Annotated in this window: 23 protein-coding genes; 13 read left to right on the top strand and 10 right to left on the bottom strand. The window is 47.1% G+C overall.

Translation table 11 applies throughout. From position 1 onward, the window contains the following. Positions 1–566 (bottom strand): alcohol dehydrogenase catalytic domain-containing protein (locus FDW94_RS11800; protein WP_170974240.1); only part of this gene is annotated, 566 nt, incomplete at its 3' end. Between the two features lie 9 nt (positions 567–575). Continuing rightward, positions 576–1,772 carry a glycine C-acetyltransferase gene (gene kbl / locus FDW94_RS11795; RefSeq protein ID WP_003827313.1) on the bottom strand — a complete coding sequence of 399 codons (1,197 nt, stop codon included), beginning with the start codon at positions 1,770–1,772 and terminating at the stop codon, positions 576–578. 214 nt (positions 1,773–1,986) lie between these two features. Between kbl and rfaD the strand changes: the two genes are divergently transcribed. From rfaD to FDW94_RS24185, 8 genes are all read left to right on the top strand, one after another. Further along, a complete protein-coding gene (gene rfaD / locus FDW94_RS11790) occupies positions 1,987–2,967 on the top strand; it encodes an ADP-glyceromanno-heptose 6-epimerase (RefSeq protein WP_137377635.1) in 981 nt (326 codons plus the stop codon). A 79-nt stretch (positions 2,968–3,046) separates the two neighbouring features. After that, positions 3,047–4,093: an ADP-heptose--LPS heptosyltransferase RfaF gene (gene rfaF / locus FDW94_RS11785; protein ID WP_071446339.1), complete on the top strand. Its 1,047-nt coding sequence runs from the start codon at positions 3,047–3,049 to the stop codon at positions 4,091–4,093. Positions 4,094–4,096: 3 nt separating this feature from the next. Then, complete coding sequence (gene rfaC, locus FDW94_RS11780) at positions 4,097–5,065, top strand: lipopolysaccharide heptosyltransferase RfaC (protein WP_137377634.1); 969 nt, start codon at positions 4,097–4,099, stop codon at positions 5,063–5,065. Positions 5,066–5,081: 16 nt separating this feature from the next. Next, positions 5,082–6,365 (top strand): O-antigen ligase family protein, encoded by a 1,284-nt coding sequence (locus FDW94_RS11775; protein ID WP_170974239.1) that lies wholly within the window; start codon positions 5,082–5,084, stop codon positions 6,363–6,365. Next, on the top strand, positions 6,358–7,371 hold the full coding sequence (locus FDW94_RS11770) for a glycosyltransferase family 2 protein (RefSeq protein WP_137377633.1): 1,014 nt from the start codon (positions 6,358–6,360) through the stop codon (positions 7,369–7,371). The genes FDW94_RS11775 and FDW94_RS11770 overlap by 8 nt, the downstream gene beginning before the upstream one ends. 1 nt (position 7,372) lies before the next feature. Beyond that, positions 7,373–8,428, top strand: a complete 1,056-nt coding sequence (rfaQ, locus tag FDW94_RS11765) for a lipopolysaccharide core heptosyltransferase RfaQ (protein ID WP_137377632.1) — start codon at positions 7,373–7,375, stop codon at positions 8,426–8,428. Beyond that, a complete protein-coding gene (locus FDW94_RS24190) occupies positions 8,429–9,034 on the top strand; it encodes a glycosyltransferase (RefSeq protein ID WP_283205071.1) in 606 nt (201 codons plus the stop codon). Beyond that, positions 8,979–9,374 (top strand): glycosyltransferase, encoded by a 396-nt coding sequence (locus tag FDW94_RS24185; protein ID WP_349290465.1) that lies wholly within the window; start codon positions 8,979–8,981, stop codon positions 9,372–9,374. Before FDW94_RS24190 ends, FDW94_RS24185 begins: the two co-directional genes overlap by 56 nt. Before the next feature lie 28 nt (positions 9,375–9,402). Here the strand turns inward: FDW94_RS24185 and FDW94_RS11755 are convergent, their stop codons facing one another. From FDW94_RS11755 to FDW94_RS11740, 4 genes are read right to left on the bottom strand one after another with little or no spacing between them, the layout of a single operon-like run. Next, a complete protein-coding gene (locus FDW94_RS11755; RefSeq protein ID WP_079934347.1) occupies positions 9,403–10,410 on the bottom strand; it encodes a glycosyltransferase in 1,008 nt (335 codons plus the stop codon). A gap of 48 nt (positions 10,411–10,458) precedes the next feature. Next, positions 10,459–11,478 carry a glycosyltransferase gene (locus tag FDW94_RS11750; RefSeq protein WP_137377631.1) on the bottom strand — a complete coding sequence of 340 codons (1,020 nt, stop codon included), beginning with the start codon at positions 11,476–11,478 and terminating at the stop codon, positions 10,459–10,461. A 30-nt stretch (positions 11,479–11,508) separates the two neighbouring features. Further along, entirely contained in the window at positions 11,509–12,306 is a 798-nt protein-coding gene (gene rfaP, locus FDW94_RS11745) for a lipopolysaccharide core heptose(I) kinase RfaP (RefSeq protein WP_048215298.1), read from the bottom strand. Continuing rightward, positions 12,299–13,423: a glycosyltransferase family 4 protein gene (locus FDW94_RS11740; protein ID WP_137377630.1), complete on the bottom strand. Its 1,125-nt coding sequence runs from the start codon at positions 13,421–13,423 to the stop codon at positions 12,299–12,301. Before FDW94_RS11740 ends, rfaP begins: the two co-directional genes overlap by 8 nt. Positions 13,424–13,848: 425 nt before the next feature. Here FDW94_RS11740 and waaA point away from each other — a divergent pair, with 425 nt between their 5' ends. Both waaA and coaD read left to right on the top strand, forming a co-directional pair. Further along, positions 13,849–15,126: a lipid IV(A) 3-deoxy-D-manno-octulosonic acid transferase gene (gene waaA / locus FDW94_RS11735; protein ID WP_048237015.1), complete on the top strand. Its 1,278-nt coding sequence runs from the start codon at positions 13,849–13,851 to the stop codon at positions 15,124–15,126. An 8-nt stretch (positions 15,127–15,134) separates the two neighbouring features. After that, positions 15,135–15,614 (top strand): pantetheine-phosphate adenylyltransferase, encoded by a 480-nt coding sequence (gene coaD, locus FDW94_RS11730; protein WP_003024099.1) that lies wholly within the window; start codon positions 15,135–15,137, stop codon positions 15,612–15,614. A 38-nt stretch (positions 15,615–15,652) separates the two neighbouring features. On the opposite strand, the gene mutM is transcribed toward coaD, so the two are convergent. The 4 genes from mutM to radC form a co-directional block, all read right to left on the bottom strand. Next, a complete protein-coding gene (gene mutM, locus FDW94_RS11725; protein WP_048237016.1) occupies positions 15,653–16,462 on the bottom strand; it encodes a bifunctional DNA-formamidopyrimidine glycosylase/DNA-(apurinic or apyrimidinic site) lyase in 810 nt (269 codons plus the stop codon). A gap of 98 nt (positions 16,463–16,560) precedes the next feature. Next, complete coding sequence (rpmG, locus tag FDW94_RS11720; RefSeq protein ID WP_003024094.1) at positions 16,561–16,728, bottom strand: 50S ribosomal protein L33; 168 nt, start codon at positions 16,726–16,728, stop codon at positions 16,561–16,563. A gap of 20 nt (positions 16,729–16,748) precedes the next feature. After that, positions 16,749–16,985 carry a 50S ribosomal protein L28 gene (rpmB, locus tag FDW94_RS11715; RefSeq protein ID WP_003024071.1) on the bottom strand — a complete coding sequence of 79 codons (237 nt, stop codon included), beginning with the start codon at positions 16,983–16,985 and terminating at the stop codon, positions 16,749–16,751. A gap of 276 nt (positions 16,986–17,261) precedes the next feature. Then, entirely contained in the window at positions 17,262–17,927 is a 666-nt protein-coding gene (gene radC / locus FDW94_RS11710) for a DNA repair protein RadC (protein ID WP_020996053.1), read from the bottom strand. A gap of 171 nt (positions 17,928–18,098) precedes the next feature. Here radC and coaBC point away from each other — a divergent pair, with 171 nt between their 5' ends. The 3 genes from coaBC to slmA all read left to right on the top strand — a co-directional run bounded on the left by coaBC (position 18,099) and on the right by slmA (position 20,468). Beyond that, entirely contained in the window at positions 18,099–19,319 is a 1,221-nt protein-coding gene (coaBC, locus tag FDW94_RS11705; RefSeq protein WP_108912454.1) for a bifunctional phosphopantothenoylcysteine decarboxylase/phosphopantothenate--cysteine ligase CoaBC, read from the top strand. Beyond that, positions 19,297–19,755, top strand: a complete 459-nt coding sequence (gene dut / locus FDW94_RS11700) for a dUTP diphosphatase (RefSeq protein ID WP_003827259.1) — start codon at positions 19,297–19,299, stop codon at positions 19,753–19,755. The genes coaBC and dut overlap by 23 nt, the downstream gene beginning before the upstream one ends. Before the next feature lie 116 nt (positions 19,756–19,871). Further along, on the top strand, positions 19,872–20,468 hold the full coding sequence (slmA, locus tag FDW94_RS11695) for a nucleoid occlusion factor SlmA (protein ID WP_137377629.1): 597 nt from the start codon (positions 19,872–19,874) through the stop codon (positions 20,466–20,468). The last annotated feature ends 29 nt before the right edge of the window (positions 20,469–20,497 follow it).

Raw genomic sequence — 20,497 nt, 5'->3', positions numbered from 1 at the left:
CGTGCGCCAACGTGCTTCGCGACCGCTGCCGCCATAATACCGATTGGACCCGCACCGGAAACCAGCACATCTTCCCCAACCAGATCGAACGACAGCGCCGTGTGCACTGCATTACCGAACGGATCGAAGATAGACGCCAGGTCGTCGGAGATATTGTCCGGGATTTTAAATGCGTTAAATGCCGGGATCACCAGGTACTCCGCAAAGCAGCCAGGGCGGTTTACACCGACACCGGTCGTATTGCGGCACAGGTGAGTACGTCCACCACGGCAGTTACGGCAATGCCCGCAGGTGATATGACCTTCGCCTGAAACGCGATCGCCGATTTTAAAGCCTTTAACTTCCTGACCGATGCCAACAACTTCGCCGACATATTCATGCCCAACGACCATCGGTACCGGGATGGTTTTTTGCGACCATTCATCCCAGTTATAAATGTGAACGTCAGTCCCGCAGATGGCTGTTTTACGGATTTTAATCAGCAAATCGTTATGACCGACTTCCGGTTCAGGAACGTCGGTCATCCAAATGCCCTCTTCCGCTTTCAGTTTGGATAACGCTTTCATTTCACATCCTCAGGCAATAACGCCCAGTTGTTTACCAATGCGTGTGAACGCCTCAACAGCACGCGTAATCTGCTCAGGGGTATGCGCCGCAGACATCTGGGTACGGATACGCGCCTGGCCTTTTGGAACCACCGGATAGAAGAATCCGGTAACGTAAATCCCCTCTTTTTGCAGCTCGCGGGCGAATGCCTGCGCCACTACTGCATCACCCAGCATAACCGGGATGATCGCGTGATCCGCACCGGCTAACGTAAAGCCTGCGGCAGACATTTGCTCGCGGAACTGACGTGCATTCGCCCACAGGCGATCGCGCAGGTCGCTGCCAGCTTCAACCATTTCCAGCACTTTAATGGAAGCCGCAACAATCGCCGGTGCCAGTGAGTTGGAGAACAAATAAGGACGGGAACGCTGACGCAGCCACTCAACAACTTCTTTGCGCGCTGCGGTGTAACCACCGGATGCGCCGCCGAGTGCTTTACCCAGCGTACCGGTGATGATGTCCACGCGACCCATCACGTCACAGTATTCATGGGAGCCACGACCATTTTCGCCGACAAAACCGACGGCATGGGAATCATCAACCATGACCAGAGCGTCGTATTTATCCGCCAAATCGCAAACGCCTTTCAGGTTAGCGATTACCCCATCCATAGAGAACACGCCATCAGTGGCGATCAGGATATGACGAGCGCCCGCTTCACGCGCTTCTTTCAGGCGAGCTTCCAGTTCCACCATATCGTTGTTGGCGTAACGGAAACGTTTTGCTTTACACAGACGCACGCCATCAATGATAGAAGCGTGGTTCAGGGCATCGGAAATAATTGCGTCTTCTGCGCCCAGCAGCGTTTCAAACAGGCCGCCGTTGGCGTCGAAGCAGGAAGAGTAAAGGATGGCATCTTCCATACCGAGGAATGCCGCCAGTTTTTGCTCCAGTTGCTTATGGCTGTCCTGGGTACCGCAAATAAAGCGAACCGAAGCCATACCAAATCCGTGAGAATCCATACCCGCTTTTGCCGCAGCAATCAGTTCCGGATGGTTAGCCAGTCCCAGATAGTTGTTCGCACAAAAGTTAATAACGTGGCTTCCATCCGCCACGGTAATATCCGCCTGCTGGGCAGATGTAATAATGCGTTCTTCTTTAAACAATCCTTCCGCACGTGCGGTTTCGAGATCGTTCGTTAACTGTTTGTAAAAATCCCCACGCATTTCAATTCTCCAGACTGGGCAAATTTCAGCACATATTACCCAAAGCTATACGTTGATACGAGATGACGCATCATCACTTCTTCAAAATGAAGCATAAATCACGTGTACCCGCACGGCTTATCGGTGAATGGCTGAAGCCTAAGCCATGTAGTGATATGATAGAAGTATTCGTGTCTGAGATTGTCTCTGACTCCATAATTCGAAGGTTACATTTATGATCATCGTTACCGGCGGCGCGGGCTTTATCGGCAGCAACATCGTTAAGTCCCTGAATGATAAAGGCATCACCGACATCCTGGTGGTGGACAACCTGAAAGACGGCACCAAGTTTGTTAACCTGGTGGATCTGAATATTGCTGACTACATGGACAAGGAAGACTTCCTGATCCAGATTATGGCCGGGGAAGATTTCGGCGATATCGAAGCGATTTTCCACGAAGGCGCATGCTCTTCCACCACCGAGTGGGACGGCAAGTATATGATGGACAACAACTATCAATACTCCAAAGAGCTACTGCACTACTGCCTGGAGCGTGAAATCCCGTTCCTGTACGCGTCCTCTGCCGCCACCTACGGCGGTCGCACTTCTGATTTCATCGAATCCCGTGAATATGAGAAACCGCTGAACGTCTACGGCTACTCAAAATTCCTGTTCGACGAGTACGTGCGTCAGATCCTGCCAGAAGCCAATTCACAGATTGTTGGCTTCCGCTATTTCAACGTCTACGGACCGCGTGAAGGCCACAAAGGCAGCATGGCAAGCGTTGCTTTCCACCTCAACACCCAGCTTAACAATGGCGAAACGCCAAAACTGTTTGAAGGCAGTGAAAACTTCAAACGTGATTTCGTTTACGTAGGCGACGTGGCTGCGGTAAACCTGTGGTTCCTGGAAAACGGGGTTTCCGGCATCTTTAACCTCGGTACAGGTCGTGCGGAATCTTTCCAGGCCGTTGCCGATGCTACGCTGGCGTACCACAAAAAAGGCAGCATTGAGTACATTCCATTCCCGGAAAAACTGAAAGGCCGCTACCAGGCATTTACCCAGGCAGATCTGACGAACCTGCGCGCAGCGGGCTATGACAAGCCGTTTAAAACCGTCGCCGAAGGCGTCACGGAATATATGGCCTGGCTGAACAGCGACAACGCTACAAATTCACAAAATCATTCGAGCGGTATCAAGGCGGCAACTAAGTGAACCTCCGGGAGCTTACAAGAGTAAGTGACCGGAGTGAACGCAGGCAGCCAACGCAGAGACAGCTTGAAGGATGAAGTGAATGAAGATTTTGGTGGTTGGCCCGTCTTGGGTGGGCGACATGATGATGTCGCAAAGTCTCTATCGCACGCTCAAGGCGCGCTATCCCCAGGCGATAATCGACGTGATGGCACCTGCCTGGTGCCGTCCGTTATTGTCGCGCATGCCAGAAGTCAACGAAGCTATCGCCATGCCGTTGGGGCACGGCGCGCTGGAGATCGGCGAGCGCCGTAAACTCGGCCACAGCCTGCGTGAGAAGCGCTATGACCGCGCTTATGTGCTGCCTAACTCGTTTAAATCCGCTCTGGTGCCGTTCTTTGCGGGTATTCCCCATCGTACCGGTTGGCGTGGCGAGATGCGCTACGGCCTGCTAAACGATGCGCGCGTACTGGATAAAGACGCATGGCCACTGATGGTCGAGCGCTATGTGGCTCTGGCTTATGATAAAGGCGTGATGCTGACGGCCAAAGATTTGCCGCAGCCTCTGCTATGGCCACAATTGCAGGTCAGCGAGGGTGAAAAATCGCTAACCTGTAGCCAGTTCTCCCTTTCAGCCGAACGCCCCATCATCGGTTTTTGCCCAGGTGCGGAATTTGGTCCAGCAAAACGCTGGCCACATTACCACTACGCAGAGTTGGCGAAGCAGTTGATCGATGAAGGCCATCAGATTGTGCTGTTTGGCTCAGCAAAAGACCATGAAGCTGGCAATGAGATCCTGGCAACGCTGAGCACTGAACAGCAAGCCTGGTGCCGTAATCTGGCGGGCGAAACACAGCTGGAACAGGCCGTCATTCTGCTCGCCGCCTGCAAAGCGGTCGTCACCAACGATTCTGGATTAATGCACGTGGCCGCGGCACTGAACCGTCCACTGGTCGCATTGTATGGTCCAAGCAGCCCGGATTTTACGCCCCCGCTTTCCCACAAGGCACGTGTCATTCGCCTGATTACGGGGTATCACAAAGTGCGTAAGGGCGATGCGGCAGAAGGCTATCACCAGAGCCTGATTGACATCACGCCGCAGCGCGTGCTGGAAGAACTCAACGACCTGTTGTTACAAGAGGAAGCCTGACGGATGCGGGTTCTGATCGTTAAAACATCGTCTATGGGCGATGTACTGCATACGTTGCCCGCATTAACCGATGCGCAGCAGGCTATTCCGGGTATTCAATTTGATTGGGTGGTGGAAGAAGGGTTCGCTCAAATCCCCTCCTGGCATTCAGCCGTTGACCAGGTTATTCCAGTAGCGATCCGTCGCTGGCGTAAAGCCTGGTTTTCAGCGCCGATTAAAGCCGAGCGTAAAGCGTTTCGTGATGCGGTGCGTTTACAGCAGTATGACGCGATAATCGATGCTCAGGGTTTAGTTAAGAGCGCGGCGTTGGTGACACGTCTGGCACGTGGCATCAAGCATGGTATGGACTGGAGCACAGCCCGCGAACCGCTGGCGAGTCTGTTTTATAATCGCAAACATCACATAGCCAAACAGCAGCACGCGGTAGAACGTACCCGTGAATTGTTCGCCAAAAGTCTGGGGTATGCTAAACCGCAGTTGCAGGGTGATTACGCGATTGCGCAGCATTTTATGAATGAACATAAGGCTGATGCAGGCCAGTATGCTGTATTTCTGCACGCCACGACACGTGATGATAAGCACTGGCCAGAAGCCAACTGGCGGGAGCTGATTGGCCTGTTAAATAATACGGGCATCCGTATTAAACTGCCCTGGGGTGCTCCTCATGAAGAAGAGCGCGCCAAAAGGCTGGCAGAAGGGTTTCCCTACGTTGATGTCCTGCCGCGAATGAGTCTGGAAGATGTGGCTCGCATTCTGGCGGGGGCAAAGTTTGTGGTGTCGGTTGATACAGGATTGAGCCATTTAACCGCCGCGTTGGATCGCCCTAATATTACGTTGTATGGCCCAACGGATCCCGGACTGATTGGGGGATATGGGAAGAATCAATACACACAGCAAAGCCATTCCGGAAAATTGCAGGATCTGGATGCTAACTTAGTCAACATATCGCTAGTTGATAATAATTTGCTTTAACTTTAAGAGATGAACCATGCTTCGCCAACACATGTTTTCTCGCTTTATTTATAGTATAAAAAATAATCCATTCGATTTTATATACTTCTTATTTTACGCTGGGATCCTGGCAACGCTTGCGATGGTGCTGGTCAATCCAGATGAAGCGCTGAAGGTATTTATTTTCTCCACGGCGCTATCTCTACCGCTTATAGGAAAAAATATAAAACATGTGTGCAGTAACAAACAAAACCTGGTTTTACCTGTTATGTTGTTGCTCTTCGGTTTACTCCAGATTATTTGGGTAGAAATATTTAAACAGCCAGGATCTGCTTTTACCGGAGCCTATAGGTCATACCAGAACGGTGGCAAAGTGATGATTTTTGCCGCACTGGTTATGACCGCTTTGGCATCGCGAGAGCCATGTGCCAACAAAACTCGCATCACCAGTATCTGGACGATTCTTACAGCAATAGGCCTGTATCTTTTCGCAGGCTACGAGGTCGCCGGGGCACCAGATATTATGACCTACCGTGTTGCGCTGGGCTTTGAACACCAAACCGGCACAGCCTACGCTCTGACGCTAATTGCATTATTAGCCTCTCAGGCCATTATTAATCTGCGTCTAAAACACACCGTTGCACTCTATCTGTTACATTTTTTGATATCGCTGGCAGTCATCATCACAACGCAAACTCGAGCCGCTATTTTGGTATACCCGATCCTGAGTGTCGGCCTATTCCTGATGTACTATCGTCACAACCGCACTATGCTATTAAGGGCACTGCTGGGTTTTGTAATACTGGTGGGGGCTGCTGCAATCCCCTTAAAACCAATCATTGAAAGCCGCTATCAGAACTTCCTGGTTGATCTGCACTCTTATAATCAAAACAATAGTAATACTTCTATCGGCGCGAGACTGGCGATGCAACGGGCAGGTATTGAAGCCGGGAAAGTGCACCACTGGGGACAGTCACTCGAACAACGCGGAGCAGAAATTCAGCGACTTGCGGTGCAGGACACCTCGCTGCAAGGGGCACTTGAGTTCATTAACGTCCACCTGCATAACGAAATAGTTGATACCTTCTCACTAAAAGGCATCCCTGGTGTTGTTGTGCTACTCTTGCTCTATACTGCCATGTTTTTAATAGCTTACTGGCAACGTAGTCCTCTGTTGTTCGTCGTCTCAGGCGCTATCGCAGTCTATGGCTTGAGTGATTTATTATTGTATGCCAAAGGTGAAGCCCTGAGCAGCGTGCTGGCGTTATGTGTAGCAGCAGTACTGAGCTCGAATCCAACAAGAGAACGATGCCATGGTTAACGCTTCCGGTTATTTACTGAGCATTATTATACCTACATACAACAACGCTGAACTCATCACAGCGACGTTGGCGTCTATACATCAGAGCATCACTGATGATGTGGAGGTAATAATTGTTAATGATGGCTCTACGGATTTAACCGAAGAGCGTATAAATGCGTTTTACCGCGAAAAAGATTGTCATAATGTTAAATATATAAGTCAAAAAAATCAGGGTGTTGCAATCACCCGTAATGTTGGGCTTGCTCATGCGACAGGGAAATATATTGGCTTTGTAGACAGTGATGATATTGTCTGCCAGAATTATTTTACAATTCTCCTGCCTAAGTTAAAAGACGAAAAATATGACATCATCGAATTTAACTTAACTCGAGATATAAATAATTTGTATAAGAACGCGCCTAAAATGGAAAACAACATTACCCAGCGCGAAATAATCTTATCAGATGACAATTACGCCCCTCTATTACCAACATTCAAGGCAGGGCAATGGCATCTGATGACAAAAATCTTTCACCGCAATATCATTGGTAGCGATAAGTTCGAGGAACATCGTCGCTACGAAGACATGATTTTTTGCCCATTCCAGTATTTTAAATGCCAAAAGATTCTAAAAATCGAGAATAAGTTATATTACTACCGAGTAAACGATAAAAGTATTACCGAGAACATTATTGATAGTGACGCTGACAGCATCTTCTTTGCTATGCGAAAAATGTATAACTATATTAATGAAAATAGATCCAAGCGTACTGTTGCGACATTTATGATTATCAATTGCTTTCTCGAAGGACGTAAACTTTTACGCAAGAAAAAAGGCTATTATCGCTATAGCGAGAGTATGCTAAATGACATTCAGAATGCACTTGCATGCTGCGATACGAAAATCGTTAAGAAGAAAATAATTCTGAAAATGAAATATCCCCATATCGATCGTTCTATTTCTGAAACAAGATATAAGATAATATCTGCTTGCAAAAGCTTATTCTTGCGAAAGGGATTTTAACATGTTTGAAAAAGTTGACCGGATTCTTATTTGCAAGCTCAAGTTTTATGGGGATGTTCTGCTAACTACGCCTGTCATTGCCAGCATTCGGGCACGTTATCCACAAGCTAAGATCGATCTGTTGCTCTATAAAGATACCAAAGCAATCTTAGCTGCCTATAAAGATATCAATAATTTTTATCTGATTGAGAAAAAGCAAGGCCTGCTGTCAACAGTGAAAAATTACCTTTCAGTACGTAAACAACTGAAGAAAAATCACTACGACCTGATCGTTAACCTCACCGAACAATGGCCGATCGGCGCTCTTATAGCGTCTTTGCGTTGCCCTTCAATTGCTTTTGAGCGCGAAAAAGATCAGTGGAACCGACTTTTTACGCGAGTAACGCCATCCATTGGAACACATATTGTTGAACAAAATTTATCTATTCTAAAAGGTATCGGGTTTAGCGAAACAGAACTGAAGAAAGAGATGTCTCTTTGTTATCGCCCTGACGACTATCAACATTTAGTTACCCTACTCCCAGAATTGCCTTCACAAAAATATGTCGTTATTCAACCCACTGCCAGACAAGAGTTTAAATGCTGGGACGATGAAAAATTCGCGCATGTTATAGACCACCTTCATCGGTGTGGTCTGCATGTTTATCTTACCTGTGGGCCAGCGCTAAGTGAGCAGCAGCAAGTTCAGCGCATTGCTGAACTGTGTCAATCCACCCCTTATCTGACGCTGGCAGGTAAAACCACCTTTTTGCAGTTGGCTGCATTGATCGATCATGCAGTTCTGTACATTGGCGTCGATTCTGCTCCTATGCATATGGCAGCGGCGCTAAAGACACCGCAGGTCTGCCTGTTTGGCGCCACCAATTATCAACAGTGGAAGCCATGGTCAGATAAAGCTTTATTGATTTGGGCTGGCGATTATCATCCAATGCCTTCTCGAGATAAACTCGACAGATCTAAAAAATATCTAACATGGATACCGGAGCAAGCTGTGATTGACGCTATCGATAAGGTACTTCATGATAGTGACAATATAAAAGGTAATGAGAAAGCATAAATGGACAGCAAAAAAAACGTTATTAACATTGCTTACTGTACAGATGCCAATTATCTGGAATATGTAGCAGTGTCCATTATGTCTGTCATAATGAACAACCCGGGGCAAGATCTGTCATTCTTCGTCTTTGTCTATGACGTTACAGATGAAGAAATCAATAAACTGCGTTCTACCAGTGATAAAATTCAGGTTATCAATATCGATAAGGAAGAGATTGAAAAGTATAACAATGACTTTGCAATCAAACACCTGAACCGTTCAATCTATATGCGATTAGCGGTCCCACGACTGCTTAGGGATAAGGTAGAGTCTTTTATCTATTTAGATGCAGACACACTGTGCTTCGACAGCATTCATGAAATTAATAACATTGACATTAGTGAAGTTATTTGTGCCGTCAGTCATGATTCGCTTGATAATAGTAGCAACAAAAATGCGAAACGATTAAATTTAACGACAGATTTTTATTTCAACTCCGGATTTATGTATATTAATATCAAAAAATGGACTGAACATAATATTGAAATAAAAGCCAACCAAATATTGTTCGATCGGGTCAAAAAATCTCCCTTATCCGGATCAAGATGCTCTGAATATTGCTATTAATGGCAATGTTAAATTTATTGATAACAAATGGAATTTTTTATTTAACTGGTTTACTGAACAACAGAAAGAGACCTTCTTTTTTCAAAAAGATACTCTACCACGTATTATCCATTTCACCGGTGGAAGGAAACCCTGGTATAAAGAACACACTGGGCTTTCACAGCAACTTTATCTTTTCTACCATCATTTCACGCCATGGCGAAATACTGAACTACGGTCTTATGCTCCACGTATGAGGCCTACTGATTATCGTGTTTACTCACGTCAGGAAGCCCAAAAGGGAAATTACTATGCCTCTCTCAAATGGTATATGAAATACCTTAAGACTAAATTACGTTAATAAAAAACTCCCTTACGGGAGTTTTTTATTATTTTTTTAATTTTTCACGCAAATAACCAATATAACTGATTACTGAGGCGAAATACTTCCCTTGTAACCTTTCATGGCGTGACTTCTTTTTGTACTGTTTTGGCGTTCTGGCAGGTAGCAGTGGAACTGTCGCCCACGGAGAAGCCTTCCAGGCTTCAACAAAGTACTGTGCTGAAGGATAGTTAGCCCATGAATTCCAGGGTTTAGTTACACCAACATAATGAATAAGAATAGTGTCATTGGTGATGTATTCTTTATATCGAGAAGTGTCTTTACTCTTTAACTCTTGTTTAATGCCATATATTGCATCGTAGATTCTAGGTAGAAAAATGGTTTTCCCTAAAAACATAATATTCAAAACATCCTGATCAAGAAACGCAAATTTCTTGGTTTTGTCCAACAGAATAGAAAATGCTTTAGCGAAAAACTGGTGTTCCTTCCACTTCTTTAAATTAGCAAAAATAACACCAGCATTAAAATATTGCTCAACAAATTCCGGAACGTTAAGTCGAGTGGCAGCATATGAACGACTGTCATCAATATCTTGAATAACTGCAGCCACATGATGCTCAAACTGAATTTTTGTTAATTCAATCAACGACCCTTTACATACCACATCGGCATCTATATATAATAAATTATCAATTTTTTCACTAAGATACTCAAATGCAATAAACCTAAAATAGGTCGCATAAGACCACGCATTCCCGCATGGCAAAACCTTTAATCCTTCAGCATTCATCACATAAACAGTTATATTCGTTGAATACTGCTTTGCTAATATTTCTAATTTTTGCTGATAGTCTGAGTCAATATAATCAGTAAAAAGATGAAAATGAATATTGATATCTTGATTATGTAGTAAAACGGACGACATCGAAACCGCCGCGCCAAACATAAAGTTCTGATCAACACCCCAGGCGATATTGAGCTGTGGTTTTTGTTCTTTTGGAGCACCAAAGAACTCAATGGTATCCTTGATAGACTGATGACAATCAAAATTCATGTACTACACCTTTTCAATATGCTATCTGACAATTATATGCACAACTAACTAGTGTGACCGTGCGTTATGTAGTTTATTTTTTATATACATTACATGACTAAGCACCGAACGGATATATTTACGTTGTGCCCTTTCATGCCGTGACTTGCGTTTATATAGTTTTGCCGTATTTGCATTTAATAAAGATTTTTCCGCCCATGCTGATTTTTTATAGGCATCTATAAAAAACTTGGCTACCGGGTATTTGGCCCATGAATGCCATGGCTTAGTAACACCGACATAGTGTATTAATACCGTATTATCGGTGATGAAATTCTGATATAGTTTATCATTCTTATTTTTCAATTCCTGATCCACACCATAAATACAGTTAAAATCTCTTCTCAGGAAAATAACATTACCGACAAACAAGATGTTCAGCACATCCTGATCAAAATAAAGAAGCTCTTTTTGACGTTTGTCTAAAATGGAAAATGCTTTAGTCAACAACTGCTGTTCACGCCACACTTCGAGATTGGCAAATACCACGCCAGAGTTAAAGTAACCGTTACTCAGTTCAGGAATGCCGAGCCTGTTGCCGGATTTAATACGCACATCATCGATATCATTGATGACAGCCGCATATTCCCCACAGAAATTAATCTCCGTAAGCTCTTGCAATGAACCTTTACAGATAACATCGGCATCAAGATACAGTACAGAGCTTAGCTCCGTACTTAAATATTCAAATGCAAGATAACGATAGTACATCGCATAAGTCCATGATTTCGTACTCGGTAGTTCACGAAATACCGCGTTATCGAACACAAGAACCGTCACAGTCGTACTATACATTTGGGTCAGGCGTTTTACACTCTCCAGATAATCGTCATCTATATAGTCTGTTGCTATATAAAAGTGAATATCAATATCAGGGTTATTCACTAATACTGAGGTCATTGAAATGCCAGAACCAAATAAAAAATTACGGTCGACACCATACGCAACACTTAGTTTTTTACTCTTCTCATGCGTAGAGCTGTCTATGACGTGTTTTTGAATAACTAGCTTCTGGAAATCAATGTTCATAATAAAATGGCCTCAAACTTTATATGTGATTTATAGCGCTTTTCTTATTGTTCTTCGTCTTATTTTTTGCGCTTTTGTGACAGCCTGTTCAAACAACCTGACTTCCTGACGAAAGATTTCACGAAGTGGCATCGAAAAATAGACACGTAAAAAACGGTAGATATCTCTGGACGTCAGACCGATCTCAAGTGAAGAGAAGTAGAGTCCGATCAAGTCCTTGTCTCGCCAGCGGCGCGGTACATGTTGACGAATTTGTGCACGATGCAGATCGATTACGGAAAGTTTGATATCCGCAATATTTTCTGGCATCGGTTGTTGGAGTAAAAAATGGCAAATATAGCAATCCCGATGATTTACTCCACCCCGATGCATTTTACCCACCATTTCTGCCACACGGGTAATAATGGTCCGTTTTAATACAAAATCAGGACGCTCAACTCCCCACCCGGCACAAAAATCTTCAAGGCTGATGGCGGGAGAAAGGTCCTCAGTGATGATAAACGAGGTTCGCTCTAACGGATTCAGACCTTTTTGACCAAATGCAACCCCTGTCATAGTATCAACATTCAGTTCTTTTAAGCGGTGAATCGCCAGCCACTCACGGTCGGCACCCAGTACAGGCATACGCAGAGATATAAGGTTCTTCACCACTTCTTTAAGCGTGGTTCCATGATGATATTTAAGAAAATAACCCTTTCCCATCATCTCAAAACGTAGGGTACGCCGTGTTTCCAGAGCGCGAAAAACCTCACCATCCAGCTTAGTGACTTCAGTAAACGGGTCTTTTCCTTGCCACTGCGTGGCAAATGGTTCTTTTAATTCAATCATTCTTAGGACCTAAAATGATATCTGCAGCTTTATCTGCCAGGCTGTAGAGATCTTCTGTATCAGCAAAATGCCGCGCGTTCCCGGCCCAACGACTTCTCTGCTCATTATTTTGCAGCGCATCGAAAAGTGCTGTATTCAGATTTTCCTGCTCAAAAGGTTCAGGAATCACCACCCCACATTGTGCGGCGTTGATATAACCCGCATAGCCGCAAACTTCGGTAGTTAATACCGGTAGCCCGGCAACTACAGCTTCTAGCAAGACAATACCGGCAGCTTCCTGTACAGCGGGGTGAAGTAATAAATCAGCAGCAGACATCAATTCTGCGACATCGTCTCGCCCCGAGAAGAACTGCACTTGTTCTTCAACCCCCAATTGACGAGCCTGAGCGCGATAGCGATCGGCCTTATCCTGACCAACAACCATCAATCGCGTGCGGTGGCGGATGACATCAGGCAAAGAAGCCAACGCCTGTAATGTTCTTGGCACGCCTTTGCGTTTGAAATCGGAACCTACCTGTAAGAGTAAGTACTGATCGAGACCAATACCGTTTTTTTCTCTGACAACCTGCCGGCTGTTTTCAGGTTGTTGGCTGTACTTTCGGTCAGGATAAATTCCTGGTGGCAGGATACAAAAACGCTGACTCTCAGTTTGGTAATGATGTTTGAAGTCACCAATTTGCTTATCGGTTAACATCAAAAGCGTAGTGCCGGCACCCTGCTGAAATACGGCTTTTTCAAATGCAGAATAGTGTCGGTACCTGCGCGTCAATTTGTAGAAAAAGCCTTTCTCGCGGGCGACCTTTTCTGCATAGCAAACGTCCGCAGCGTAATACACATCCAACCCAGGCATTTTATTAAAACCAACGACACGATCGACGGGATGTTGAGTTAAATAATTCTGAACCCACTGATAATATTGCTCGTTTTTCCCATGATTCGTTCTGGATGTGACGGGGACGAGTATAATCTCCAGCCCTTTCGGACGCTCGCCCTGCCATGACTGGGTAAATACCTGAACATGATGGCCACGAGAAGCAACCGTCTGCGCTACCCGCAAGAAATCACGTTGTAACCCACCATAGGGAAAATACTTGTACAAACAAAAAGCAATATTCATGCATTAATATCCGCATCGCGTCGCCAGGCATGTCAGGTTTGAAGCATCAGAATCGTGTAATCCTTGCCTAAAGCATCCAAAGATGACTTTCTGAGCTTTCGAAACGTTTCTGCCCGCTAGCTACCTGAAATTGCGCAGTAGTATATCATTTATTATCACGCATTCCGAAATGAATATTTTTTAAACAAAATACAAAATAAGCCATGAAAAACATATAGATAAAAAAAGAAACCAGTTCATCAGAAAACGTACACCGCACAAGAGGTTAAGACATATAAATGCGGCCATGTGTATTTTTGAAATAGCCATCAGCGAAATCGGTCCCTCATCAATTCCATCGTTTTGATACAACCTGGATAAAAATGATGGTAAAGCCATAGTTAAATACATAGAATCCCCAGCACATTCATAAGTCAGCTACCATTATGCTCGAATTGCTTTACACCGCCCTTTTCTACCTTATTCAGCCTTTGATCTGGATACGGCTTTGGGTGCGCGGACGTAAGGCTCCGGCCTACCGTAAACGCTGGGGCGAACGCTACGGCTTTTATCGCCGCCCGCTAAAACCTGGCGGCATCATGCTTCATTCGGTTTCTGTGGGCGAAACGCTGGCTGCAATCCCATTAGTTCGCGCTCTGCGACATCGTTATCCCGACTTGCCGATCACGGTAACCACCATGACGCCAACCGGTTCCGAGCGCGTACAATCTGCTTTTGGCACTGACGTTCAGCACATTTATTTACCATACGATTTACCGGATGCCCTGAACCGTTTTCTGAATAAAGTTGACCCCAAACTGGTGTTAATTATGGAAACCGAGCTGTGGCCAAATCTGATCGCGGCACTCCATAAGCGCCACATTCCTTTGGTCATTGCCAACGCACGGCTTTCTGCTCGTTCAGCCGCTGGTTATGCGAAATTAGGTAAATTTGTTGGCAGACTACTGCGTCGAATTACGTTGATTGCCGCACAAAACGAAGAAGATGGCGCACGTTTTATTACGCTTGGCGCCAGAAGCAATCAGGTCACCGTTACTGGCAGCCTGAAGTTTGATATATCCGTCACACCACAACTGGCCGCAAAAGCGGTGACATTACGTCGTCAATGGGCGCCTCACCGCCCGGTATGGATTGCAACCAGCACCCACGACGGTGAAGAAAGCATCATCATTGCCGCTCATCAGGCGTTATTAAATCAGTTCCCGAATCTTTTATTGATTCTGGTTCCCAGACATCCTGAACGGTTCCCGGATGCCATTAACCTCGTACGCCAGGCTGGACTAAGCTATACCACTCGTTCTTCGGGTGAAGTTCCATCATCAGGTACTCAGGTTGTGATCGGCGATACCATGGGTGAGCTGATGTTGCTGTATGGCATTGCCGACCTTGCTTTTGTCGGCGGTTCACTGGTTGAACGTGGTGGACACAACCCGCTGGAAGCGGCTGCGCATGCTATTCCGGTGTTGATGGGACCACATACGTTTAATTTTAAAGATATTTGCGCCCGTCTCGAACAGGCAAGCGGATTGATCACCGTCACCGACGCAACTACGCTGGTGAAAGAGGTCTCTTCCTTACTGACCGATGCAGATTATCGTAATTTTTATGGCCGTCACGCAGTTGAAGTTCTGTATCAAAATCAGGGCGCGCTACAGCGTCTTCTGCAACTGCTGGAACCTTACCTGCCACCCAAAACGCATTGAGGCAAGTCATGCAAAAACGGGCGATTTATCCAGGAACCTTTGATCCTATTACTAACGGCCACCTCGATATCGTGACGCGTGCGACAAGCATGTTTGATCACGTGATTCTGGCAATAGCCGCAAGTCCCAGTAAAAAGCCGATGTTTACTCTGGAAGAGCGCGTTGAGCTGGCACAACAGGCAACGGCGCATCTTGGCAATGTGGAAGTGCTGGGATTCAGCGATCTGATGGCAAACTTTGCCCGTGATAATCAGGCGAACATTCTGATCCGTGGCCTGCGCGCGGTAGCCGATTTTGAGTATGAAATGCAGCTGGCCCATATGAACCGCCACCTCATGCCACAGCTGGAAAGCGTTTTTCTGATGCCATCTAAAGAGTGGTCATTTATCTCATCGTCACTGGTGAAAGAAGTTGCCCGCCACCAAGGTGACGTGACGCACTTTTTGCCGGAAAACGTCCATCAGGCGTTAATGAGTAAACTGAAGTAATGCGCCTGGCCGGATGCAGCATCCGGCCAGCAATGAAACTATTTCTGACAGCGACGGCAATAGAACGTTGTACGCTGGGCGTGTTTTGTCGCAACAATCGGTGCGCCGCATGCACGACACGGTTCACCTTCTCTCCCATAGACCTGCAGCTCCTGGGCAAAATAGCCAGGCTTACCGTCACTTTGCAGAAAGTCCTTCAGCGTCGTCCCACCCTGCTCGATAGAACGCAGCAACACCGCCTTGATAACGCGTACCAGCAATTCACACTCATCTTTCGACAGCGATGACGCAAGACGGTCAGGATGAATCCCAGCCGCAAATAGCGACTCGCTGGCGTAGATATTACCCACACCCACCACCAGCTTGTTATCCATCAGCCAGGGTTTAATCGCCGTTTTCTTCTTCGAACATTTCTGCTGTAGATAATTGGCGTTGAAATCGTCGCTCAGCGGCTCAGGGCCAAGATGAGCGAGGACATTATGTCCATCCAGTTCTTTAGTCCACAGCCAGGCGCCAAAGCGGCGGGGATCGGTATAACGCAGAACTTTGCCGTTGCTCATCACTAAGTCAACGTGGTCGTGCTTGTCTGCCGGAAGCTCTTCAGGAAGGATACGCAAGCTACCCGACATCCCCAGATGAATGATTATCCAGCCATCCGCCAGTTCTAGCAGCAGGTATTTCGCGCGCCGCTGTACGCTGAGGACAGGTTGATCACTCAGACGATAGATTTCCTCAGATACTGGCCAACGCAAACGACCGTTACGCACCGTCGCGTGCATAATCGTTGCCCCCACCAGATGCGGCTCAATACCACGGCGGCTGGTTTCGACTTCAGGTAATTCAGGCATAGTATCTCCGGCGGTATGTCAGGTCTCATTAATATGGGGACGGCCAGAAAACAAAAAACCCCGCCGAGGCAGGGTTTTTCTTTACATCAAAACGAAAATTATTTGATTTTCGCTTCTTTGTATAAAACGTGCTGACGAACAACTGGATCGAACTTTTTCAGTTCCAGTTTTTCCGGCTTAGTACGTTTGTTCTTCGTAGTGGTATAGAAGTGACCAGTACCAGCAGAAGAAACCAGCTTGATTTTCTCACGAATACCTTTAGCCATGATTTATTTCCTCTTAGTACTTAGTACTTTTCGCCACGGGCACGCAGTTCAGACAGAACTGTTTCGATGCCTTTCTTATCAATAACACGCATACCTTTAGCAGATACACGCAGGGTGACAAAACGCTTCTCGCTCTCAACCCAAAAACGGTGAGAGTGCAGGTTAGGCAGGAAACGGCGTTTAGTCGCGTTCAGTGCGTGGGAACGGTTGTTACCGGTCACCGGACGCTTGCCAGTAACTTGGCAGACTCGGGACATGTCTATTCTCCAAAAATCAAATTAGCTCGAGCTTCGTATGGGGTATTGGCGCCTCGTCAGGCTTCTCAGCCCGGTTATCGCAGTTCAATACACTTAATCTTTCAATGTTGCCTCGTCATTGGACGCAACAAGAATGATTTTGCGTATTTGCGAACTCTCGATTGCCAGGCCCAAATGCCAAACCCGAGATTCTCAAAGGTGGCGTAGTATACGCTGAGTCAGCGATGTGCTCAAGTCCCGAACAGACAAAGATCCCGATGGATCGCGTAAAGTGCGTTAAATCCAACCGCGTTCCGCAAAAGAAACGTACTCTCCGCGCCCAATGACCAGATGATCAAGCACCCGGATATCCATGAACTGACAGCATTTCACAACACGCTCGGTGATGAGTTTATCTGCTTTACTCGGCTCTGCACACCCCGAAGGGTGATTATGCGCAAGGATCACCGCAGAAGCATTCATTTTTATCGCTTCACGGACAATTTCTCTCGGATGCACCTCGACATGGCTAAGCGTACCGGAAAAAAGTTTGCTGTGTTTAATCACGCGATGTTGAGAATCCATAAAGATCACCAGAAAGATCTCGCGTTCCTCTTGCGAAAGCTGGCTTTGCAGAAATTCACGCGCCATTTCAGGACTAAGTAGAGCACGCTCCTCTATCACTCGCACGTTGTAGTAGCGTCTTGCCAGCTCTGCAATCCCCTTCAACTGTGCGTACTTCGCGATACCGATTCCCTGAACATAGCTAAAATCCATGTAATCAGCAGACAGCAGGCCATACAGCGACTCAAAATGCTGAAGCATCTCTTTCGCCAGCGTAAGCACATCTTTACCCTGCAGGCCGGTACGTAAAAAAAGAGCCAAAAGCTCAACATCGGTCAGAGAACTGGCCCCCTGCGCCAATAGCTTTTCCCGGGGCATCATACTTCCTGTATTTTCCATGCTTCTCCCTCCTCTCGCGTCCGCATAGTGGCATAACACCGACGGTGAATCGACGTACTGTTTTCACTTCTTCGTAGCGCCTCGCAAAGTGGAGCACGGTCAAAAGCACGACAAATTGCGGATTGTGATAAAATATCCGCCTTCTGGTGAAATCCAACAGGAAAGATCATGATGAGCCTGGCCGGTAAAAAAATCGTACTTGGCGTCAGTGGCGGTATTGCTGCGTACAAGACCCCTGAGCTGGTGCGTCGTTTACGGGAACGCGGCGCTGACGTCCGCGTGGCGATGACCGAAGCGGCAAAAGCATTTATTACTCCCCTGAGTTTACAGGCGGTTTCAGGTTATCCCGTTTCCGACAGCCTGCTTGACCCCGCAGCCGAAGCCGCGATGGGCCACATTGAGCTGGGAAAATGGGCCGATTTGGTCATCCTGGCACCCGCTACAGCAGACCTGATTGCTCGTGTCGCCGCAGGTATGGCCAACGACCTGGTGTCAACGATTTGTCTGGCAACGCCTGCTCCTGTTGCTGTACTGCCAGCCATGAACCAGCAGATGTACCGCGCTGCCGCGACCCAGCACAATCTGGGTATTCTTGCCTCACGCGGTTTGCTCATTTGGGGTCCTGACAGCGGTAGTCAGGCATGTGGTGATATCGGCCCTGGACGTATGCTGGATCCGTTAACGATTGTGGATATGGCGGCAGAACATTTTTCACCTGTCAACGATCTGCAACATCTCAACATCATGATTACGGCGGGTCCGACGCGTGAACCGCTTGATCCCGTGCGTTATATTTCCAACCACAGTTCCGGGAAGATGGGGTTTGCGATCGCGGCCGCTGCCGCAAAGCGCGGGGCAAACGTCACACTGGTATCGGGTCCGGTTTCGTTATCCACACCACCATTTGTTCAACGGGTTGATGTGATGACCGCGCTGGAAATGGAAGCCGCTGTGCAGTCTACGGTGCAACAACAGCATATTTTTATCGGCTGCGCTGCAGTCGCTGATTATCGCGCTGAAACTGTCGCCCACGAAAAAATAAAAAAACAAGCGACGCAGGGCGATGAATTAACAGTAAAAATGGTCAAAAATCCGGACATTATCGCCGGTGTTGCCGCACTGGATGTTAACCGTCCTTTTGTCGTTGGGTTTGCCGCCGAAACAAATAATGTGGAAGAATATGCCCGGCAAAAACGCATCCGCAAAAACCTTGATGTGATCTGTGCGAACGACGTTTCGCTGTCAACTCAAGGGTTTAACAGCGATAGCAACGCATTACACCTTTTTTGGCAGGATGGAGACAAAGTCTTACCGCTTGAGCGTAAAGAACTCCTGGGCCAATTATTACTCGACGAGATCGTGACCCGTTATGATGAAAAAAATCGACGTTAAGATTCTGGACCCGCGCGTAGGGCAACAATTTCCGCTCCCGACGTACGCCACTTCTGGTTCTGCCGGACTTGACCTGCGTGCTTGTCTTGATGACGCCGTAGAGCTGGCGCCGGGCGCAACAACGCTGGTGCCAACCGGGTTAGCTATCCACATTGCCGATCCTTCTCTGGCAGCGGTAATGCTCCCGCGCTCCGGACTGGGCCATAAGCACGGTATCGTGCTGGGCAATCTGGTTGGTTTGATTGATTCCGACTACCAGGGACAACTGATGGTGTCCGTCTGGAACCGTGGTCAGGACAGCTTCACTATTGAGCCGGGCGAACGTATCGCGCAGATGGTATTTGTACCGGTCGTGCAGGCTGAATTTAATCTGGTGGAAGAGTTTGAAGCCACCGATCGTGGCGAAGGTGGCTTCGGCCATTCCGGGCGCAAGTAACCCGCAGAAAAGTATCCCATAGCGTAATAACGCAATAACACACCGCAAACAACAGTTTGCGGTCGCTGTGTGGATGCCTGCCTGGCAAGAGCTTATTTTCAGGGGTATTTTGTAACATGGTAGAAAAGCAAACTGCGAAAAGGAATCGTCGCGAAGAAATACTTCAGTCTCTGGCACTGATGCTTGAGTCCAGCGATGGTAGCCAACGCATCACCACAGCAAAGCTGGCAGCCTCAGTTGGCGTATCCGAAGCGGCATTGTATCGCCATTTCCCCAGCAAGACCCGTATGTTCGATAGCCTGATTGAGTTTATCGAAGATAGTCTGATTACGCGTATCAATCTGATTTTGAAAGATGAAAAAGACACCAACACGCGTCTGCGTCTGATCGTTCTGCTGATTTTAGGGTTTGGTGAGCGTAATCCAGGCCTGACACGAATTCTGACCGGACACGCATTGATGTTCGAGCAAGACCGTCTGCAAGGTCGCATTAACCAACTTTTTGAGCGCATTGAAGCGCAGTTGCGCCAGGTTCTGCGAGAAAAAAGAATGCGTGAAGGTGAAGGCTACACCGTGGATGAAACGCTGCTGGCCAGCCAGTTACTGGCTTTCTGCGAAGGTATGCTGTCCCGGTTTGTGCGTAGCGAATTTAAATACCGCCCAACGGATGATTTTGACACCCGCTGGCCGTTGGTTGCCGCTCAATTGCAGTAGCGATTTCGTCTTGTCCGGCCTACGGGGTT

It is taken from the genome of Citrobacter sp. wls757, from assembly GCF_005280935.1.
Lineage (GTDB): Bacteria > Pseudomonadota > Gammaproteobacteria > Enterobacterales > Enterobacteriaceae > Citrobacter > Citrobacter portucalensis.
Note: the sequence above shows the minus strand (reverse complement) of the source record. Positions and strands in the feature narration are given on the sequence as shown.

What these genes read in the sequence shown, in the direction of transcription:
- kbl (WP_003827313.1), bottom strand. Translation starts at nt 1,772, where the DNA reads ATGCGTGGGGATTTTTACAAACAGTTAACGAACGATCTCGAAACCGCA.
- rfaD (WP_137377635.1), top strand. Translation starts at nt 1,987, where the DNA reads ATGATCATCGTTACCGGCGGCGCGGGCTTTATCGGCAGCAACATCGTT.
- rfaF (WP_071446339.1), top strand. Translation starts at nt 3,047, where the DNA reads ATGAAGATTTTGGTGGTTGGCCCGTCTTGGGTGGGCGACATGATGATG.
- rfaC (WP_137377634.1), top strand. Translation starts at nt 4,097, where the DNA reads ATGCGGGTTCTGATCGTTAAAACATCGTCTATGGGCGATGTACTGCAT.
- FDW94_RS11775 (WP_170974239.1), top strand. Translation starts at nt 5,082, where the DNA reads ATGCTTCGCCAACACATGTTTTCTCGCTTTATTTATAGTATAAAAAAT.
- FDW94_RS11770 (WP_137377633.1), top strand. Translation starts at nt 6,358, where the DNA reads ATGGTTAACGCTTCCGGTTATTTACTGAGCATTATTATACCTACATAC.
- rfaQ (WP_137377632.1), top strand. Translation starts at nt 7,373, where the DNA reads ATGTTTGAAAAAGTTGACCGGATTCTTATTTGCAAGCTCAAGTTTTAT.
- FDW94_RS24190 (WP_283205071.1), top strand. Translation starts at nt 8,429, where the DNA reads ATGGACAGCAAAAAAAACGTTATTAACATTGCTTACTGTACAGATGCC.
- FDW94_RS11755 (WP_079934347.1), bottom strand. Translation starts at nt 10,410, where the DNA reads ATGAATTTTGATTGTCATCAGTCTATCAAGGATACCATTGAGTTCTTT.
- FDW94_RS11750 (WP_137377631.1), bottom strand. Translation starts at nt 11,478, where the DNA reads ATGAACATTGATTTCCAGAAGCTAGTTATTCAAAAACACGTCATAGAC.
- rfaP (WP_048215298.1), bottom strand. Translation starts at nt 12,306, where the DNA reads ATGATTGAATTAAAAGAACCATTTGCCACGCAGTGGCAAGGAAAAGAC.
- FDW94_RS11740 (WP_137377630.1), bottom strand. Translation starts at nt 13,423, where the DNA reads ATGAATATTGCTTTTTGTTTGTACAAGTATTTTCCCTATGGTGGGTTA.
- waaA (WP_048237015.1), top strand. Translation starts at nt 13,849, where the DNA reads ATGCTCGAATTGCTTTACACCGCCCTTTTCTACCTTATTCAGCCTTTG.
- coaD (WP_003024099.1), top strand. Translation starts at nt 15,135, where the DNA reads ATGCAAAAACGGGCGATTTATCCAGGAACCTTTGATCCTATTACTAAC.
- mutM (WP_048237016.1), bottom strand. Translation starts at nt 16,462, where the DNA reads ATGCCTGAATTACCTGAAGTCGAAACCAGCCGCCGTGGTATTGAGCCG.
- rpmG (WP_003024094.1), bottom strand. Translation starts at nt 16,728, where the DNA reads ATGGCTAAAGGTATTCGTGAGAAAATCAAGCTGGTTTCTTCTGCTGGT.
- rpmB (WP_003024071.1), bottom strand. Translation starts at nt 16,985, where the DNA reads ATGTCCCGAGTCTGCCAAGTTACTGGCAAGCGTCCGGTGACCGGTAAC.
- radC (WP_020996053.1), bottom strand. Translation starts at nt 17,927, where the DNA reads ATGGAAAATACAGGAAGTATGATGCCCCGGGAAAAGCTATTGGCGCAG.
- coaBC (WP_108912454.1), top strand. Translation starts at nt 18,099, where the DNA reads ATGAGCCTGGCCGGTAAAAAAATCGTACTTGGCGTCAGTGGCGGTATT.
- dut (WP_003827259.1), top strand. Translation starts at nt 19,297, where the DNA reads ATGATGAAAAAAATCGACGTTAAGATTCTGGACCCGCGCGTAGGGCAA.
- slmA (WP_137377629.1), top strand. Translation starts at nt 19,872, where the DNA reads ATGGTAGAAAAGCAAACTGCGAAAAGGAATCGTCGCGAAGAAATACTT.